Annotated in this window: 19 protein-coding genes and 1 riboswitch; all 19 genes read right to left on the bottom strand. The window is 46.0% G+C overall.

The window, feature by feature from the left end; translation table 11 throughout:
* Positions 1-24: 24 nt before the first annotated feature.
* Positions 25-1,164, bottom strand: a complete 1,140-nt coding sequence (locus Tfer_RS05915; RefSeq protein WP_052217306.1) for a GGDEF domain-containing protein — start codon at positions 1,162-1,164, stop codon at positions 25-27.
* Between the two features lie 133 nt (positions 1,165-1,297).
* A complete protein-coding gene (locus tag Tfer_RS05910; protein ID WP_052217305.1) occupies positions 1,298-3,022 on the bottom strand; it encodes a sensor domain-containing diguanylate cyclase in 1,725 nt (574 codons plus the stop codon).
* Positions 3,023-3,276: 254 nt separating this feature from the next.
* Complete coding sequence (locus Tfer_RS05905) at positions 3,277-3,624, bottom strand: DUF192 domain-containing protein (RefSeq protein ID WP_052217304.1); 348 nt, start codon at positions 3,622-3,624, stop codon at positions 3,277-3,279.
* Positions 3,625-3,658: 34 nt separating this feature from the next.
* Positions 3,659-4,573 (bottom strand): type II secretion system F family protein, encoded by a 915-nt coding sequence (locus Tfer_RS05900; RefSeq protein ID WP_052217303.1) that lies wholly within the window; start codon positions 4,571-4,573, stop codon positions 3,659-3,661.
* 14 nt (positions 4,574-4,587) lie between these two features.
* On the bottom strand, positions 4,588-5,550 hold the full coding sequence (locus Tfer_RS05895; RefSeq protein ID WP_052217302.1) for a type II secretion system F family protein: 963 nt from the start codon (positions 5,548-5,550) through the stop codon (positions 4,588-4,590).
* 13 nt (positions 5,551-5,563) lie between these two features.
* The gene (locus tag Tfer_RS05890) at positions 5,564-6,940 is read right to left on the bottom strand and encodes a TadA family conjugal transfer-associated ATPase (protein ID WP_052217301.1); all 1,377 of its coding nucleotides are present in this window, start codon (positions 6,938-6,940) and stop codon (positions 5,564-5,566) included.
* A gap of 57 nt (positions 6,941-6,997) precedes the next feature.
* A complete protein-coding gene (locus Tfer_RS05885; RefSeq protein WP_052217300.1) occupies positions 6,998-8,206 on the bottom strand; it encodes a CpaE/TadZ family protein in 1,209 nt (402 codons plus the stop codon).
* Between the two features lie 40 nt (positions 8,207-8,246).
* Positions 8,247-9,020: a Flp pilus assembly protein CpaB gene (cpaB, locus tag Tfer_RS05880; RefSeq protein WP_052217299.1), complete on the bottom strand. Its 774-nt coding sequence runs from the start codon at positions 9,018-9,020 to the stop codon at positions 8,247-8,249.
* Between the two features lie 16 nt (positions 9,021-9,036).
* Positions 9,037-9,981 carry a pilus assembly protein TadG-related protein gene (locus Tfer_RS05875; RefSeq protein ID WP_052217298.1) on the bottom strand — a complete coding sequence of 315 codons (945 nt, stop codon included), beginning with the start codon at positions 9,979-9,981 and terminating at the stop codon, positions 9,037-9,039.
* A 42-nt stretch (positions 9,982-10,023) separates the two neighbouring features.
* A complete protein-coding gene (locus tag Tfer_RS05870; protein ID WP_052217297.1) occupies positions 10,024-10,422 on the bottom strand; it encodes a TadE/TadG family type IV pilus assembly protein in 399 nt (132 codons plus the stop codon).
* Positions 10,423-10,430: 8 nt separating this feature from the next.
* Positions 10,431-10,958, bottom strand: a complete 528-nt coding sequence (locus Tfer_RS05865; protein WP_052217296.1) for an A24 family peptidase — start codon at positions 10,956-10,958, stop codon at positions 10,431-10,433.
* A gap of 191 nt (positions 10,959-11,149) precedes the next feature.
* Entirely contained in the window at positions 11,150-11,329 is a 180-nt protein-coding gene (locus Tfer_RS05860; protein ID WP_052217295.1) for a Flp family type IVb pilin, read from the bottom strand.
* Between the two features lie 107 nt (positions 11,330-11,436).
* A riboswitch (cyclic di-GMP riboswitch) is annotated at positions 11,437-11,520 on the bottom strand.
* Positions 11,521-11,592: 72 nt separating this feature from the next.
* Entirely contained in the window at positions 11,593-12,120 is a 528-nt protein-coding gene (locus tag Tfer_RS05855; RefSeq protein ID WP_052217294.1) for a glycosyltransferase, read from the bottom strand.
* Positions 12,121-12,196: 76 nt separating this feature from the next.
* A complete protein-coding gene (locus tag Tfer_RS05850) occupies positions 12,197-12,841 on the bottom strand; it encodes a response regulator (RefSeq protein ID WP_052217293.1) in 645 nt (214 codons plus the stop codon).
* On the bottom strand, positions 12,828-14,018 hold the full coding sequence (locus Tfer_RS05845; RefSeq protein ID WP_052217292.1) for a sensor histidine kinase: 1,191 nt from the start codon (positions 14,016-14,018) through the stop codon (positions 12,828-12,830). The genes Tfer_RS05850 and Tfer_RS05845 overlap by 14 nt, the downstream gene beginning before the upstream one ends.
* Before the next feature lie 77 nt (positions 14,019-14,095).
* Positions 14,096-15,520, bottom strand: a complete 1,425-nt coding sequence (locus Tfer_RS05840; protein ID WP_052217291.1) for a phosphoglucomutase/phosphomannomutase family protein — start codon at positions 15,518-15,520, stop codon at positions 14,096-14,098.
* Between the two features lie 138 nt (positions 15,521-15,658).
* Positions 15,659-16,381 carry a YetF domain-containing protein gene (locus Tfer_RS05835; protein ID WP_052217290.1) on the bottom strand — a complete coding sequence of 241 codons (723 nt, stop codon included), beginning with the start codon at positions 16,379-16,381 and terminating at the stop codon, positions 15,659-15,661.
* A 119-nt stretch (positions 16,382-16,500) separates the two neighbouring features.
* Complete coding sequence (locus Tfer_RS05830) at positions 16,501-17,559, bottom strand: glycosyltransferase family 4 protein (RefSeq protein ID WP_242843557.1); 1,059 nt, start codon at positions 17,557-17,559, stop codon at positions 16,501-16,503.
* A gap of 126 nt (positions 17,560-17,685) precedes the next feature.
* The gene (fabZ, locus tag Tfer_RS05825; RefSeq protein ID WP_052217289.1) at positions 17,686-18,108 is read right to left on the bottom strand and encodes a 3-hydroxyacyl-ACP dehydratase FabZ; all 423 of its coding nucleotides are present in this window, start codon (positions 18,106-18,108) and stop codon (positions 17,686-17,688) included.
* Positions 18,109-18,126: the final 18 nt, after the last annotated feature.

Raw genomic sequence — 18,126 nt, 5'->3', positions numbered from 1 at the left:
GCCCGGTAAAAAAAGAGAGCTTGTTTAGCTCTCCAACGCTGGCTTCTTCTTAAATGTGCATACTTGGTTTCGCCCTGCCTGCTTGGCATCGTAAAGCGCTAAATCAGCATGGCTGATAAGTTCACTCTTTGTCTGGGCATCCCTGGGGTAGCTGGCTACCCCGATACTTACTGTGACTGATACCGGTTCGCCCGCGCCTGTTTTAATATAGGTGTTTTCCACTATTTTCCTGATCCGTTCCGCTAACTGGGCCACTTCATTGCTATCCATGCCGGGAAAAATGACAGCAAACTCTTCGCCACCGTATCTTACCGCCGTATCAACACCGCGCACATTTTCCTTTATTACCCGGGCAATTTCCGCCAGCATACGGTTGCCCATTAAATGGCCGTGCCTGTCATTGAAAAGCTTAAAATTGTCAATGTCCAGCATAAAAAGGGAAATCACCGAAAACTTGTTCTTCTTCAGCTCTTTATCCAGCGCTATCTGAAAATAGCGGTAGTTATACAACCCCGTCAGTTCATCAGTTATGGCCAACTGTTCCATTTCCTTGTTCATTTTTTCTATTATTTCCGTATAACTCTGCAGTTGCTCATGGGATGCAGATAACTGGTGATAGGCTGTTTCCAGTTCAGAGGTGATTTTCATGGTACTGGCCTGCTGTTCCCTGCCAATCTTAATCAGGTAACCCAATATGGAAGACAGGAGAAAGAAAAAGATAATGTTCACCAGTATGGATGTTTCCCCGATAATAGCCAGGTTTAAGCCCAATTCGTTGTATTGAAACCATAGACTTAACAAGCCGGCAAAAAAAGCGGTGAGAAAACTGTCGATAAAACCGCAGTACATCGTAGCGGCAATAATGGGCAGCAGATAAAAATTGGGGTAAAAAATACTGGAAGTCCCTCCGGTATAATCAATCCACAGAGTGGCGAAAATCATGTTTACACCCAAAGCCAGGGTCTTTTGAATCCAGTCAGGTTCGTTTTTAAAAAGAACAAATGGAACAACCAGCCCGTTAAATAGGCAGGCGCTGACAAACAGTATATATATGTGCGGAAACTTGACTTTGGCCGGGTCCACAAAAGCCAGTATGGCAAAAGGGATACTGGCCAGTCCGGTGATTATCCACAAGTTACGATTGGTATTGCTGTCACCTATCATATTATTACCTCTTTCAGGTATACGGGTTTAAAATTTAGGTATAATTTTTGGAAATTATATTTAGATATTCTATGCGCAGCAAAATTCTCCTGCAAGAAAAATGGTTACTTTGTCATATTCACCCATTAGAGCGTCAAGTTTCCTTCTCGACTGGCGTAAGGTTCATTTGGGACCAAACAGTAACCCGGTTCTTCCCATGTTCCTTGGAATAATAGAGGGCCTGGTCAGCTAATTCGACTACCTGTTGCGGGTCTTTTGTATCCGCAGGATAGGAGGAAACCCCTATACTCACTGTTACACCCACCGGAGGTTTATCATCTGCAATCCTGAAAACAGTCTCGCTGATAGCCTTTCTTATTCGCTCCGCTACTGTTTTTGCATCGCCCGAATCAGTCTCGGGAAGAAGTATGGCAAACTCTTCACCCCCGTATCTGGCTACTGTGTCAATGTTCCGCGTATTTTTCTTTATAATCTTGGCCACGGTAAACAAAGCCGTATCTCCCGCCTTGTGGCCAAATTCGTCATTAAACCGTTTAAAGTAATCTATATCAATCATAATGACGGAAAATTTACAGCCATACCTTTGAGACCGCTGATACTCTTCCTCGAATTTTTTATAAAAATAGCGGTGATTGTAAACCTTGGTCAAGCCATCGGTAATAGCCAATTTCTCAATCTTTTTATAAAGCAGAGCGTTAGCCATGGCTACCGCTGCCTGGCCGCCTAGTATGGTAAGAATCTGCATATGCTTGGGCCCGTACGCATAGGGTTCTTTCTTGCCAATGGTTACAACCCCGATAATCTTTTTTTCAACCATGAGGGGAACGACCAGTAATGACCTGAGAAACTGGGTAATACCGGGCATAGACCTGAGGCGCCGGTCTTTCTTGGTATCGTATACTATTTCCGGCTGCCCTGTTTTAGCTACCATACCAACAATCCCTTCATCCAAAGAGAAGGATATTTTCTTAAGTTTATCTGCATAGGGACTTCTTATGGCTGAAGGAATCAGGAGTTGTTCCTCCTCATGCCACAAATAAATGATCCCTGTATGGTAGGATATAACTTTCCGGCTTTCCGTCAAAATTAACCCCAACGTCTCGGCCATATCGAGGCTGGCGCCTAAACTTTGGGCTACCCCGTAAAGCACCGACAGCTCCCGATTGGCCATTTCCAGGTTTATATACAACCTCAACAGGTACTTCAAGGTCAGGACAGGTATAAACAGCAAAGCCGCTCCGAGCAGGCCGGTTTTGTTATAGATGAGAAACATTAAGATACCCACCGGTGTGGAAAATAAATAAGTATATATATCCCACTTAAGAGCAGCCCCCCACATCGACCAGGTATAATGGCGGCAGGAAGGCCAAAGAAATATGTTCACCAACAGGTGATTTATCACAAAATAGCTTAAAACAAATACCAATAAAGGCAGGATATTGGGAAGCGAAATCTTATCCGAAGTCAGGCCTCCAACGTAATAATATGCATAAGCGGCGCCGACAGCAGAAATGGTATATTGAGCACCGTTAAATAAAGTTGTACGGAACGAACCGTCTTTGGAAATTACCAAATTACCCAGCAGAGCGCTTAAAACACTGATCAATACCGTTGCGCTCGTATCAAAAAGCAAAAAGGAGGTTAATACTACTGCAAACCCCACTGAAAGACTGCCCTGGGGCAGCGCTACCACAAACCATTCGGCCAATACACCCAAAACCAGAAACACAAGGTATTCACGCAAAAAATCAATATCAACGGGCTGTAGCCGCAACATGGAAACAAGCAGTCCGCAGCCCAGAAATATTACCAGCCAGACATATAAACTATGCATGAAACCGGTTCTGGCTCTGGCCAAGCTCTTCACCCCCCCCCCAAGGCATTATTCGACAATTAGCAAGGTATTCCCTTCACAAATTCCACAAAAAGACAAAATGATATCAAAGAAAGTAACGGTGAAACAAACATTGCTCCATAGTTGTAAGTGCCACTGTATGGTGAAGCAAAAATTACCACAGAGTGTATTGAGATAAAAAAAATAAACCGCAAAGGTTGTTAGCCCAAATACGGTTATAATTTAGGAATAAAACATCGATGAACTTTTTGCTGTCCCTAATGTGATTCTATGGTTATGTTATCTCCCAGTTTGGTTCCTGTTTTCTCCACTGTTCCCGCCGGCAGTTCAATGACCTGGAACGCCCGGGAAAAAACTTTAGTACACCGGAAAGGGGGCAAATTTTTGTATATGCCTATAATGGCGTTGTTCATATCCAGAAACAGCACATCAATGGAAAATCTCATAAAACAAGTATGTACGCCTTTGCAGGGCTTGATTAACAAAGCTTCTCCTGCAAAAAAGTTTTTTCTGTTTAAGAGGCCTATAAGCCTTGTAAGCCATTTGTCAGCCACTTTCACCTTATTGGCTAAAACCATGCCTGCGCTGGTATTTACTATATACAAAGGCCACCCCTCCACTGCGCCTGGCTGTCGGATATCAGAATGTTTTCAAAACCTGGATTGCCGCCGGACCAAGAACGACAATAAAAATCGTGGGAAAAATAAAGATTATCAGGGGAATAAGCATTTTAACAGGGGCTTTCATCGCCTTTTGCTCTGCCCTCTGGCGTCTTTTCTGGCGCATTTGCTCCGATTGCACCCGCAAAACATTGCCTATGCTCACCCCTAACTGGTCTGCCTGAATAACAGCTCCGACAAAAGACTGGACATCTTCCACACCCGTTCTGACACCCAAATCCTTCAGCGCATCTCTCCTCGGCTTACCCATTTTAACTTCCTGCAGCATCCTGGCGCATTCCTGGGATAAAACCCCTTTTATTTTTTCCACCACCTTTACCATTGCCGCATCAAAGCCCAGACCGGCTTCCACGCTAACCGTCAACAAATCGAGCACATCCGGGAGCGTATCCTGAATTTCCTCCTGTCTGGCCGCCGACTTTGCTTTTAAATAGTACTCGGGCAGCAAAAAACCGATGGTTCCACCTAATGCCACTACTGCTACCATACCGGCCGGGCTCCAGCCCAACGGCAGGACAACAACTATACCGATAACCGGGAGAAAAAGGGTCAGCGCATATTGAATGACCATAAATTCATTGGGTGAAAGATCCAAGGGATTGCCGGCAGCCAGTAATTTTCGCTGCAGGGAAATTCGTTTCTTGGCCGGTATGGCTTTGCCCAAGGACAAAGCAATTCTCTCCAGCACAGGCCTGACTACCCGCTCAAAAAAGGGTCTGTCCAGTTCATCCTCTATCTGCTGCTTCTCATTCATGGAAATGATTTCTTCTATGCGTTGGGCGACAATGATTTTATCGCGGTACACAGTATAATAAATGCCCTGGACCAAAAAGAGCACCGTTACAAAAGTAAGCCCCAAAACAAGGTACAACACCGTTACCACTCCAGTCAAACTTTAATATCGACAATTTTCTTGATCAGAGCTACCCCAATAAGTTGCAATATAACACCGGCGACAATCAGGACAAGACCCAGCGAATCACTGAACAGGATACCTATGTATCCGGGATTTATGGCGGCAAGAATCAACCCCATCCCAACAGGTAAGGCCCCAACTATCATGCCCGATATGCGGCCCTGGGCTGTCAGGGTTTTTATTTCCCCTTTGATACGCACCCGCTCTCTGATGGTATGGGATATGCCCTCCAATATCTGGGACAGGTTGCCGCCCACCTGGCGCTGAATCAATACTGCCGTGATAACCAGGTCCAGGTCCTCGCTTTCTACACGGTTACAGAGGTTTTGCAGGGCCTCTTCCGTTGCGGTACCCAAATTCATTTCCCGTAAAGCCCGGGCAAATTCAACGGAAATCGGGGCGGGCATTTCCTTGCTCACCAGTTCCATGGCCTGCAAAAAACTGAAACCGGCTCGCAATGAATTAGCCATAATTATCAGCGCATCGCCGATCTGGGCATTGAACCGGGCCACTCTTTTTTGTTTGGCTGCCTTCACAACATATTTGGGCACTATAAATCCGGCACTTGCCCCAACCCAGCCCAAAACAAAGTTGCCCGTAAATATAAAGGCCAGGATCCCCATCCCCAGCACACAAAGCACGTTTATCAGAACAAATTCCTCACCCCGCAGGGGAATATCCGCCTTAATCAGTTCCGCTTCCATGGTTTTGGCAAAACTCCTGGCAGCGAAGATTTTACTGGACTTTTGAAACAACTTTTTCAAATTAATGCTCTCTTTTGGTTTCCTGGCCCTGTTATCCGCTTCATAGATGCGTTTGGTGTACTGTTCCATACGGGCAATCAGCATTCTGCGCCGGGCCGTTACAGCCATCAGCACAAAATAACTGAAGACAAAAACAGTCCCGAAAATAAGGAGCAAAACCAGGGATTGCATTTCATCACCCCGCTTAGCTTATGGGCACCGCAAAAGTATCTTCGGGCAGTATTATTCCTGCCGCCTCCAATTTACTCAGGAATTTTGGCCTTATGCCCGTCGGCCTGAACTGACCGATAATCCTTCCTCTGTCATCAACGCCTTTTTGCTCAAAGACAAAAATATCCTGCAAAACTATCGTATCCCCTTCTAAACCGAGCACTTCAGTGATATGGGTAATTTTCCTCGACCCGTCTTTCAACCGGTTTTGCTGAACAATCATGTCCACGGCCGAAGCAATCTGTTCCCTGATGGCACGCACCGGTAATTCCATACCGGCCATTAAAACCATGGTTTCCAACCGGGACAACATATCCCGCGGCGAGTTGGCATGACCCGTCGTCAGAGACCCGTCATGGCCCGTATTCATAGCCTGCAGCATATCCAGCGCTTCACCGCTCCGGACTTCGCCGACTACTATTCGGTCCGGCCTCATCCGCAGGCAATTTTTGACCAAATCCCTGATTGTCACGGCGCCCTTGCCCTCGATATTGGCCGGCCTGCTTTCCAGAGTCACCACGTGTTCTTGGCGCAATTGCAGTTCCGCAGCATCCTCACAGGTAATAATGCGTTCATCATTTGGTATAAACGACGAAAGAACATTTAAAGTGGTGGTTTTACCGGAACCGGTTCCCCCTGACACGACTATATTCAGTCTTCCTTTGACACAGGCTTCCAAAAATTTAGCCATCTGCGGCGTCAGGGTGCCGAACCTGATCAGGTCGTCGATTTGCAGTGGGTCTTTGGAAAATTTCCTGATAGTAATAGTCGGCCCTTTCAAGGCCAGGGGAGGAATTATGGCGTTTACCCGTGACCCATCGGGCAACCGCGCGTCAACCATTGGCGAACTTTCATCTATGCGCCGGCCCAGAGGCGCCACAATTTTTTCTATAATATGCATGACGTGCTCATTATCCCGAAAGGAAATATCCGTTAATTGCAGCTTACCGCTTCTCTCCACATATACCTGATGAGGGCCGTTCACCATAATTTCCGAAACGGTGGGGTCATTTATCAGCGGCGTAATAGGCCCCAATCCGATTACTTCATCAATTATCTCCGAAACAATCTTTGCTCTGTCTGCCCTGGGAATAAAACCGGCCTCCCGGTCAATAATGGGATTAACCAGGTCTTCAATCTGATTCTTCAGTTTCTCCGGGGAAATCTCCACATCCGTCTTGTCTCCTTTTAGTATCTCATCATCCAGCTCTTCTATAACCTGTTTATGAATCTTCAGCTTCAGCTCCTGATAAGGGTCCTTGACAACAGGCTGGCTGAACACCCGTTCCTGAGTATCCGGACCCTCATTCAGGTTCTGCTTTTCCTGTTCAAGCCTTTTCAGCAAAGACATGCATAATCCCCCTCATCTTTTCACCGCTGTTCCACCAAAATACTATCTTTTTCTCATTTATCCAAATAATCTGCTAAGCAGGCCTTTTTTGCTCTCGTCGCTTGTTTCCAGCCCGGTGTCCGACCTTTTTATAATCATCTGGGCCAGTTCTTTTACACTTTGGCTGATTTTGGCCCCGGGCTGGGAAATAACAAAAGGGACCCCCTTATTCACTGCCCCTACTACAACTCTTCCATCACTGGGGATATGGGCAGCAACCTTCATGCCCAGACTTCTTTCCATATCACTGCATTTGATGCCGATCTCGTTGGAAGACCTGTTTAAGATGAGCTTTACTTTGCCTTTGTGGTGCAGAGATTCTAAAACTTCCAAACCCAGCTTGACATTTTTAATGGTCGGCAAATCCAGGGAAACGATCAGAAGTATTTGCTGGCATATATCCAGGGCTGTTAAAGTCGTCTCGTGAAAAAAAGGCGGCGTATCCACTATGATATAATCGTATTTTTGTTTTAACGTGTTAAGTATTTTTTCCACATGGGCAGCCGTAATCAACTCGGCATATTCGGGACGGGTGGGCGCCGGCAGTACCCTGACGCCGGACGAATGCGGAACCAGGTAACTTTCCAGTGTTTCCGCATCCAGAGACCCGATATCCTGAATAAGTTCGGTAATCGTTCTTTTCGGTATTACATTCATCATTACCGCCACGTCACCAAACTGCAGGTCCAAATCAACGATGACCACCTTTTTCCTGGTCTCGTGAAATAAACTTACTGCCAGGTTGGTAACAATGGTTGTTTTACCCACGCCGCCTTTGGTGCTAAAAACCGTAATAATCTGCGGGTCTTTGTTATCCATCGGCTTTAAGGGATCAGCGGCCTGGATTTTTCTTTTCATTTCAAAATCATAAACATTTTTAATAGTACCGGCCAGTTCGTCGCTGGTAAAAGGCTTGACCATATATTCCCTGGCCCCTGCCGCCATGGCTCGCCTGACATATTCAACCTCCCCCTGTACGGAAATAATGATAATACTTGTTTTGGGGTACTTCAGGGAGATTGCCTCCGTAGCCTTGATTCCATCAAGTCCGGGCATGTTAATGTCCATCAAAATAATATCGGGATTAAGCTTGCCTGTCTGCCTGATGACATCCTCACCGTCGACAGCCTCGCCAACGACCGTTATCTCTTTTTCAAATTGCAGGAGCCGCTTTATATTTTCCCTGGTTTCTGCCACATCGTCAGCTATTAGTACTTTAATTGGCATCGGGCCCACCTCCGGAATTTTGCCAAACACGCTACCGGCTCTATTTTTTCAAAAACTGTGTATCATCAAAAGGCGGTCGGTCATATCTACTCTGGTCCAGTGGCGACCTCAGAGCCAGGGTAACCTTGCCATGATCCAGCATCAGGGTCAGGGCCTGCATTTTATCCGCCGGTATGGCCAGCGTAACATTTTTCGCTCCGGTATCAGATTGGTTATTTTTTGCATCCTCTTTACCCTGGTTTACTGCCCTATTTGTAGCAGGCGTAAAATTACCGCCAACGGCCAGGACTTCCACGTTTTGCAGTAAAACGTGCGCCACAGTTGTCTGTGTCGGACCCGTTTGTTGATTGGAAGCAGGGTTACTGGTTTCCAGCTCAATGGTCCCTATCACGTCTACCCGGTCACCCGGTCTTACCAAACCTCCCACGCCCGTGACTTCGTTAATCGGTACAGACATAGCTCTGGATCCGAGGGGAACTTGATAGGACAAACTTACCGGGTTGCCTTCTTTCCGTAAGATTTTTTCCCTTAATACCTGTTCGCCGGCCGAAATGTCACTGCCTGAAACAAACCCGATGACCTGCTCCTCATCCAAAACTGCATTGGGATGGACAAATTCTTCAGGCACATCTTTGACAGAGACCATATCGCCGGTAATAACGGTCCTGGCCGGAATATTGACATTGGCCACTACGACTTTTTTGGTCGTTACGTTAGTAGCAGCTTTCTTTACCTGCTCCAGGTAGTAATTCATCGCCAGAGTCGTAAGTAGAGCCAAGAAAACCGCCACAAACAGAATCTTTTTATTGGACATTTTCTCGCCCCCGCTTTTACTCGCTTAATTTTATGCCATGTAGACCGTAATCTGTTGCAGATTCGTCACTGTCGGCCGAAATAGCTTCTTTGATAAAATAACCGACCACATTGTTTTCATGGCCCTGCCCCTCAACTCCTTTAAGGAAAAAAGCGGCAAAACCCACCACCCGTACCCTTCTGGAATCGATTTGTTCAACCACCGGCACGTAGATAACCCGGGGGCAATCGGGTTGATAACTGTCCCAGGTGCATTCGGGGGAGTGCCTGGTCCTGCACAGATTGATCCGGTAATTCACCCCGTCCGATGTAGGGCCTGACATATTGCCACTTTTGATGTCAATCACATCGCCGATGGAAACAGATCCGGCATAACCGTTCTTTATCGTCTCCCGGTATTCACTGGCGCCGCCTCCTCCACCGGTGTAATCCAGAGCCCCAAACCAGCCATGCCAACGTCCTCCGTCATTGCTTACACCACCGGAACCTTCTTTGAGCACATATTCTTCTCCGTAATGAAGTTCCTGCTTCAGTACGCTGAAAGGTACTGCTCCGGTCAACGTTCTGGCCGGCGCCACTCTCGCTTTAGCTGAAGCGCTAACGGTACTGAAATTTCTGCCAAATAGTCTGGCCAAAACCAGGTCAACCTTTTCATTTGATGTAACTGTAATACTCTTGTTATCCGGCGCAACGGTGGCTGTGACCTGAAGGGGGTCAAGACCGTTTAACTGAGCATAGCTTTTGGCAATCGCCACGGCGTTGGCCGGATTATCAGGCAGCTCCTGGGCTCCGGCCAACGCCGCCGCATCCACGGCATGCGCAACTTTATTTTGCTTAACGTAAAGCAAACCTATATCAGTAACAATGGCAACAAAACCCAAAAATACGGTAAAGGCTATGGCTACAATGACAATAACGCTACCCTCTTCCTTTTTTAGAAGCCTGGAAATAAGGTGTTTCATTAATACCACCTCCGATTGGTAACCGGTATATACCGTTCCCCGTCATTCTACCCGCATCGTAGTTGAGGCGGTAACTATATATGGGTTTCCGGTGATGACCCCGATAAGAGGCGCGATTATGTCCAGGCTATACGAAACCTGTACCGTCAAGGGGGTACCCCTGGTTCTGCTTCCGGCAGGACTGATGGTGACAGTTATTTTGGCAGGATCTAAAGTATAGGCGTTGTTAATCACCGCATCTCTGATATCGGCATCGGTTCCGCCTACTACTCCGTGGCGCGCCCCTTCCCTGGCCGCGTTGGTAACAATCAAATAGGTGTTCATAATACGGCCAAACTCAACAATACCAAAAATAATTAAAATCAAAACGGGCAGAACCAGGGCCATTTCTACCAAAGCCTGTCCGTTTCCAGTTCGCCCAAATTTCCTAAACCATGTCATATTAACCGTCACCTCATCAGATAGGCCACAAAAGTACCTAGACCTATTGCCAAACCATACGGCAAGGACTCATGATACTCCGCTTTATCCAGACTTTTTAAGGTATTAATTCTAAAACGGCTGCCAATAAAAACTAGAAATGTCAGCGCTATTCTTTTAAGGGTTGACAGCAGGCGTTTTTGTTTTATCAGAACGGCAATAGCAAAAATTCCGCCGGTAATTCCGGTAGCCAGAAAAGCATTAAATGCAAAATAGGGCCCTTTTAAAGCGCCAACAGCGCCCATCAGTTTCACGTCTCCTGCCCCAAAACCACCCAGAGCAAAGGGAACAAAGAGCAGCCCTAACCCTGCTCCCAGCCCTTTCAGGCTGAAAATAATCCCTGCAGTTCCCGAAGTTAAGGCATGTAGCATTAGCCCCGCCACAATCCCTGTGGCAATTACCTTGTTATATATCTTCCGCTCCTTTAAATCGGTGTAGACGGAAATTAAGACTACACCCACTGTTACAGCATCCAACAGATAAGTTGCCAAAGTCATAAATTTTTCACCCTTCTATTAACAAACCCTACTTAAAAAGTAGGGCTTGTTTGAAGTGCATTATACCAATTATTGCGTTTTTCAACGGTTATGCCTTCTCCAGAAGCCGTTTCCAGCTTTACAAATTTTAACCTGCTTAAGGGAGCGAAGGCAGTGGATTCCCCACCGCCTGTCAATTATTTACGTAAATTTTAATTAGTTCGGTCTTTGGCCAGTTCATCGCTGACAGTAGTAAACTTGTTTTTCAGGTTACCGCCCATTGTAGCCATAATAGCAATTACCGCAATTACAATTAATGCTAAAATAAGGCCATACTCCGTCATACCTTGTCCACTTTCTTCTTTCCATAATTTTTTAATCATCGTTAACATACGCTCACCCCCTTGCCATATTTTGTAACCAGGAAAGTCGGGCAAAAAAACAGCCTTTCTCTCCAAACTGCTTTTGGTAGAGAAAGGCTTTCCTTCTATCACTCCCCTTCGGCAGCCTGGCGATCATAGCAATAAGCTTTAGACCCATGGCTTTGCGCCACCGTCTTTCGACGGCTTAGCCTTTATCGTGGTTTTCCACTACTTCGGAATAAAATCTTCTTTTAGGTTGTCCGAACAAAATTCCTTCTTCGCTTCTTAGCTAATTATATTGTATCATTCTGCCTGGTTTTCTTGTATTCTACTGTAGTCTCAATTTTTTTAGGACTTTTGTCCCAGGACCTGACCCGTTTTCTTTTTAGATAATGTTTTATCCTACCCATAATCTGATTACATCTATGTATATCGCCCACTTCCTCCAAAAGGACTACCCGGCCGGAAGCCGCCCGCCATATTTCCTCATACAGCCCCATCATCTTCCTGGTTGAAACCAGCAGTTTGATGGTGGGATAGTCCCTGGCCAGCAAAGCAGCAATTTGCGGTGTTCTGTCTTCTGACCCCATGTCAAATAATAATATTTCAAAGTCTTCGTAATTGCCATACCTCAGCATCATCAGCCTTCTTACCAACCACTCCAGGTTTTCTTCATTATTTTGCAAAAATAAAACTAGACTGAATTTGGGGCCAAAACCATGGCGTGGCTGGCTGCTATTGTGAAACCGTTTTGTCATCCCCATTACCAAAACAGCGATTATAACCAAACTTGTCATACATGCTGCCAGAACTGTCCACATCTCCGCCCACCCCCCGGTTCTTTTTTTATAATATGAGGGGGAGAACCCCGGGCGTTACAGAGGACAATTATAAATCCTACAGGTCAGTCTTTATGGCATAAAGGGCTGCCTGAGTCCGGTCGTGCACTTTGATTTTTCGGAATATGCTGCTGATATGGTTTTTCACAGTCTTTTCACTGATAAAAAGCTCTGCGGCTATTTCCCTGTTATTTTTTCCCTCAGCGATCAGCCTGATGATTTCCCGTTCCCTGGCCGTCAATTCCGCCAAACCACCGGACGCCGGGCCTCCACCGGCCGGATTGTTTACCTCCCGCAGCAACATTTGGGTAATCCTTGGGGCAATAACCGTCTCTCCCGCATAAACAGCCTTTATAGTTGATATCAATGCGTCAACACTGACATCTTTCAGCAAATACCCTGAAACGCCTATTTTAATCAGTTCAAGTATCCTTTGTTCACAGTCATCCACGGTCAAAGCAATAACCTTTATTTCAGGGTTGTTTTTCAACAAAATTTTTGCCGCTTCCACGCCGCTAAATTTGGGCATGTTTAAATCAAGCAGCACGACATCTGGTTTTAACCGGTTTACCTTATCCAAAACCTCATTGCCGTCGGCTGCTTCGCCGGCAACGCAGATCTCCTTATCCAGAGCCAATACTTTAATTAGCCCTTCCCTTATTAACGGGTGGTCATCAGCAATGAGAACCTTAATTTTCCCCAACCGCCTGTACCTCCTGTCCGGCCACCGGAATTTTGAAATATAACTCGGTTCCCTGCTTCGGGGCCGTGGTTATCTTCATCTCTCCCCCAAGCAGCGCAACCCGTTCCCGCATATTGATAAGGCCAAACTTATTCCCTTTGTTATTCATCATTACCTGTTCTAAATCAAACCCTACCCCATTATCCCTTATACATATGGTAAAAAACTTGTCATTTACATCAATCGTCAGGTTTACCCTGCCGGCCCGCGCATGTTTGCGCACATTGTTAAGCCCTTCCTGTATTAAACGAAAGATAGCGATTTCCAGCGCTGGGGTATACCGCGCTTCCCGGCCAAAAAAATTGGCATCCACTTCTATACGGGATTTTGACTTATAATCTTCCAGGTACCTTTTTACGGCCGGCACAATGCCCAAGTCATCCAGAGCCATCGGCCGCAAGTCAAAAATTATCTTGCGCACATCCTGCAAGGTCAGTTTGACGGCCTCTTTTATCTGACCCAACTCCGCCCGTACCTGTTCGGGGGCCACATCCATTAATTTTTCACAGTATTCCATGCGTAAAACCAGGTTGGCCATAGCTTGGGCCGGCCCGTCATGTATCTCCCTGGCGACCCGTTTTCTTTCTTCTTCCTGGGCCCTGATAATTTCTATACCCATCTGTTGCTTCTGCTGCAAGCTCTCCAGCCTTAAGTTCAAGTTTTTTAAATTACCGCCTATAAAGTCCATCACTACCCCTACCTGGGACATCAGGTTGTCGGCCTTCCTGGCGGTTTCCTGTAATTTTACCAAACTGGCTTCGTAGTCCTTTTTCTTTTGTTTTAACAGGCTTTCACGTTCCAAAAGAGAGCTTAAATAAGCCTGCATTTTGCTGGCATGCTCGTAGGCCCTCTTTATATCCGCTTCTTTATATTGTTGAAAATTCCGGTCGATTTCACCTAGTTCATATTGGGCTACTCTTTCGTCTTCCCTGACTTTCTCTATTTCTTTCGCCAGTTCTACTAACTGGTCGTTAACTTCATCCAAATGCGTTTTCATGCGCAGGTACTCGATACGGGCATTTTCCGCAATGGCGAAGATTTGTTCTTTGCCGTTTTCTATAGAAAAAATGGTATCCTTGACTATCTTGTCCAGGTTGCTAATGTCTGATTTACTTCCATTGATAGCTAATTCCACCATTTTTGCGCCCCCCTTTCCTCTTTTTTCGACAATAATTGGCAGAATCCTGCAAAGCTGGCATAAATAAAGGTTTGGGTTTAGCCCAAACCTACTAACTCTACGATTTCCTCCTGTATGGCTTTTAAATCATCGACGCTATTGGCTTCCACATAAATCCGGAAAAGGGGTTCTGTGCCCGAAGCCCTGATAAGAGCCCAACTACCGTCTTCCAGGACAAATTTCCTACCGTCAAGGCTTAAAACTTTATGGACAGCTTTTCCGGCAACAGAAGCCGGTGCCAGCTCTTTGAGGGACTCCAGGACCCGTTCTTTTGTTTCCTGGGAACAGCGAATATCTTTTCGTTCGCTGAACAGCCGGCCATATTTGTCTTCAATATCCTTGAGTATTTCCCGCACCGGTTTTTTGTGCCAAGCCACCATTTCTGCAATCAGGGCATTGGCCAAAATGCCGTCTTTCTCGGGAATGTGACCGGCAATGCTTAACCCTCCGCTTTCTTCACCACCTAAAATACTGCCGCGCTTCATCATAGATTCACCGATATATTTAAAACCAACAGGCGTTTCGTCTACGTCCATGCCGAAATCGCGCGCAATGCGGTCCAACATATGGGTAGTGGCCACTGAACGGGCTACCGGCCCCCTGATATTTTTATTTGCCAACAAGTGATAATAAACAAGGGTCAGCACCTGATTAGCCGTGATATAAGCGCCGTCGGCATCAATTACCCCAAACCTGTCGGCGTCGCCGTCCATAGCCAGACCCAAGTGAGCCCTTCTTTCCACCACCAGCTTTTTCAATTGGGTCAGCACTTTATCGGAAGGTTCGGGTAAACTGCCGCCAAATAACGCGTCCCTGTATCCGTGTATCGTTTCCACCTGGCAGCCGGCATCCCTGAGCACAGTATCCAGGTAGTCAATTCCAGCTCCATACATAGGGTCAACAATGACTTTTAAATTCGCCTCTTTTATGGCCTTAGTATCTATTATTGATTTCAGGTGTTCCGTATAAGCAGGAAAAGGATCAAAGTATTCAACCAAACCATTATTAACGGCCTTTTCAAAAGAAGTTTCCACAACCTTACCATCTGTCAGCGCTTCATGCAATAATCGTTCTATTTCATTGGTTATGTAAGGCAGCGCCGGGCCCGCATATTCAGGTATAAATTTGATCCCGTTATATTCCGGCGGATTATGGCTGGCCGTCAGCATTACAGCGCCGGCGGTTTCTTTTAACTTGACAGCAAAAGCAGTAACAGGTGTGGGCATGGACCGGTTGTTCATAAATATCTTGATTTCATGTCCACAGAAAACCTCGGCCACAGCCTGGGCAAAATGTTCCGACAAAAACCGGTTGTCATAACCGATGACCACGCCACGACCGGCAAGACGGCTCCCCTTCACATATCTGGCCAAGGCCTCCGCGACATATTTGACATTTTCAAAAGTAAATTCTTTAGCCATTATGGCACGCCAACCATCTGTGCCAAATTTAATCGCAGCCATTCCTCTCCTACCCCCATTTGCATAAATTGATATCACCAATTCAGTTTTATGGGCCCCGGTCAGTTTTTATTACTTAATTTTAATTAATTTTACCCGGTGGGTTGATTTTCCTTTTTCCGATTAAAAATTTTTTCTACGTTATACCTCTTTATCGCTTATGTCCGTTACATGGTCAAGTTTATCTTCTTTCAAATCCACATAAAGTTCGCCCTGAGAATTGATGGCGGCCAGCGCTACTTCCCCTATCGTGTGCACACCTTTTTTTTCCAGCTCCTGCATCAGCCATTCCTCGCTTAAATTATTTTGCACCAAATTGGCCTCAATCAATTTACCGTCCACTATAAGTTCTGAAGGAACCCCCTCATATTTTGTGGCTATCCCCAAGTCCTTAGGGGTAGCGGGCCTATATTGGGATTTCAACTGGACACTTAAATGTCCGTTGGGTTCAAGAATAGCAAACTCTACCTGACTGATATCAAAAACACCCCTTAACCTGAGCTGGCTCATCAAGTCATCCATGGTATACCTGGTCAATCCCATATTTTCTTCTAATACTTTTCCATTATGAATGACCACAGTAGGTTCCCCCTGGATAAGTTTGCGCAATGGCCTGCTCTGCAAAGATACATAACCGGCTAAAATAGACAGGAATACAAAAGTCACCAAGGCAGCAAAAATAGGCCAGACATCAATATTCAGGCTGCCGGCCATATTAGCGGCAATGCTGCCGATGGTAATTCCCGTAACAAAATGGTAAAAAGTCAGCTCGGATATTTGCTGTTTTCCCACCAAACGGGCTAATACCAGCAAGGCAACAAAGGCAAAAGCTGACCGGAACATAGCTTGAATTATTTCATTCAATTAAAAAACCCCCTTTAAACCATATCGCTCTTATTATGGTTCAAAGGGAGGTTTTTAATTCCGATATTATTTCAGATTTCTCTCATGCCTTCAACACAAAAAACTCCCTTGTGGGAGTTTTAAGCGGAATATTTGCGCTCTTGCTGCGGCATTTCCAGAGTTTGTACGGCTCTGGAGCCAAGCACGCCCAATTTGTCGGCGCCAACAAAAGCCGCCAGGGTAACGCCGATAAACACCAGGAAGGACTGGGCTGTCGTTAATTGGGTAAGAACTATACCACTGACTCCCAGGAGAATGTCAAACAGGTAAATGGCCAGTACTGTCTGGCGATGGGATAAGCCTTTTTCCAACAAGCAGTGATGCAGGTGTTCCTTATCAGCTTTAAAGATGGGCTGATGGTTCATAAACCTTCTCACAATAGCAAAAGCAGTATCAAATATGGGGATACCGATAATGAATATAGGCACAAACACCGACATAACGGCAAAGCCCTTGGTCAGCCCAATAATAGAAAAAGCAGCAAGGATATAGCCCAAAAACATGCTTCCCGAATCACCCATAAAAATCTTGGCCGGGTGAAAATTGTATTTGAGGAAGCCGATAGTACTGGCGCCCAGGATAATTGCCGGAAGGACTACCATGTACTGGCCTTCCAGCCATCCGATTACAGCCAGGCAGAAAGCAGCTATGGTAGCCACGCCACCGGCCAATCCGTCTAAACCGTCAACCAGGTTAACGGCGTTGGTTACGCCAACAATCCAGAACAAGGTAATGGGGATGCTCAATATCCCTAAATTCACTACCCCGCCGAAGGGGTTGGTGACAAAAGTGACTTCTATACCGAATAATACCAAAACCAAGGCTGCTACAATCTGGCCTAACAGCTTCAACCGGGGTGAAATATCAAAAATATCGTCCATTATTCCTAAAGCAACTATCAAGGCGCTACCGATGACCAGGCCCAGTGTGATTTTACTGATTTCCTGTGTGACCAGCATAGCTATGACAAAGCCAAGAAAAATGGCCACTCCGCCTAACCTGGGCATCGGCTTGCAGTGTACTTTACGGTCATTGGGGCAATCAACTGCGCCAATTTTAAAGGCTAACCTTCTTACCAAAGGCGTCATTATCAGCGTTGTCAGGAAAGCGACTGCGATTCCGAGTACTTTGGTCTCCACTTCGTCTCTCCCCTCCCCAAGGGCAACGTCCTTACGAAATATTTCTATGCTAAAATAGCAAACAACAATACACACTTGTCCCTATTTTAACACATTAACCGACATTTGTCACTACTATCCGCAAAATTACTCGCCAATAGCAAACATTAATTCTGCCTCGGCAACCAACTGATCGCCCACAAATGCCCGGCCAAAAGCCTTGCCTACCCGGCCACGCAGCTTTAACATCTCTACCTCCAACCGCAGTTGGTCACCCGGGACAACCTGTTTTCTAAAACGCACCTTATCCAAACCGGCAAAAAAAGCAATTTTCCCTTTAAATTCAGGCTTTGACAGGATGTACACCGCCCCTGTCTGAGCCAATGCCTCGATAATCAAAACTCCCGGCATAACCGGGTAGTTAGGAAAATGCCCCTGAAAATACTCTTCGTTAGCGCTTACATTTTTTTGTCCCACAACTTTATTTTCATCCATTTCAATAATCCTGTCCACCAACAGAAAGGGATATCTGTGGGGCAAAATCTCTTTAATCCGGTTAATATCTAACATTTTGGTTCCTCCTTTATA

The organism is Thermincola ferriacetica (assembly GCF_001263415.1).
In the GTDB taxonomy this organism is placed as follows: Bacteria; Bacillota; Thermincolia; order Thermincolales; family Thermincolaceae; genus Thermincola; species Thermincola ferriacetica.
This window is presented reverse-complemented; position numbering and strand designations above follow the sequence as displayed.

Bases quoted from the DNA above. Each gene is read 5' to 3' on its own strand.
- Tfer_RS05915 (WP_052217306.1), bottom strand. From the start codon at position 1,164: ATGATAGGTGACAGCAATACCAATCGTAACTTGTGGATAATCACCGGA.
- Tfer_RS05895 (WP_052217302.1), bottom strand. From the start codon at position 5,550: ATGCAATCCCTGGTTTTGCTCCTTATTTTCGGGACTGTTTTTGTCTTC.
- Tfer_RS05890 (WP_052217301.1), bottom strand. From the start codon at position 6,940: ATGTCTTTGCTGAAAAGGCTTGAACAGGAAAAGCAGAACCTGAATGAG.
- Tfer_RS05885 (WP_052217300.1), bottom strand. From the start codon at position 8,206: ATGCCAATTAAAGTACTAATAGCTGACGATGTGGCAGAAACCAGGGAA.
- cpaB (WP_052217299.1), bottom strand. From the start codon at position 9,020: ATGTCCAATAAAAAGATTCTGTTTGTGGCGGTTTTCTTGGCTCTACTT.
- Tfer_RS05875 (WP_052217298.1), bottom strand. From the start codon at position 9,981: ATGAAACACCTTATTTCCAGGCTTCTAAAAAAGGAAGAGGGTAGCGTT.
- Tfer_RS05870 (WP_052217297.1), bottom strand. From the start codon at position 10,422: ATGACATGGTTTAGGAAATTTGGGCGAACTGGAAACGGACAGGCTTTG.
- Tfer_RS05865 (WP_052217296.1), bottom strand. From the start codon at position 10,958: ATGACTTTGGCAACTTATCTGTTGGATGCTGTAACAGTGGGTGTAGTC.
- Tfer_RS05860 (WP_052217295.1), bottom strand. From the start codon at position 11,329: ATGTTAACGATGATTAAAAAATTATGGAAAGAAGAAAGTGGACAAGGT.
- Tfer_RS05855 (WP_052217294.1), bottom strand. From the start codon at position 12,120: ATGTGGACAGTTCTGGCAGCATGTATGACAAGTTTGGTTATAATCGCT.
- Tfer_RS05845 (WP_052217292.1), bottom strand. From the start codon at position 14,018: ATGGTGGAATTAGCTATCAATGGAAGTAAATCAGACATTAGCAACCTG.
- Tfer_RS05840 (WP_052217291.1), bottom strand. From the start codon at position 15,520: ATGGCTGCGATTAAATTTGGCACAGATGGTTGGCGTGCCATAATGGCT.
- fabZ (WP_052217289.1), bottom strand. From the start codon at position 18,108: ATGTTAGATATTAACCGGATTAAAGAGATTTTGCCCCACAGATATCCC.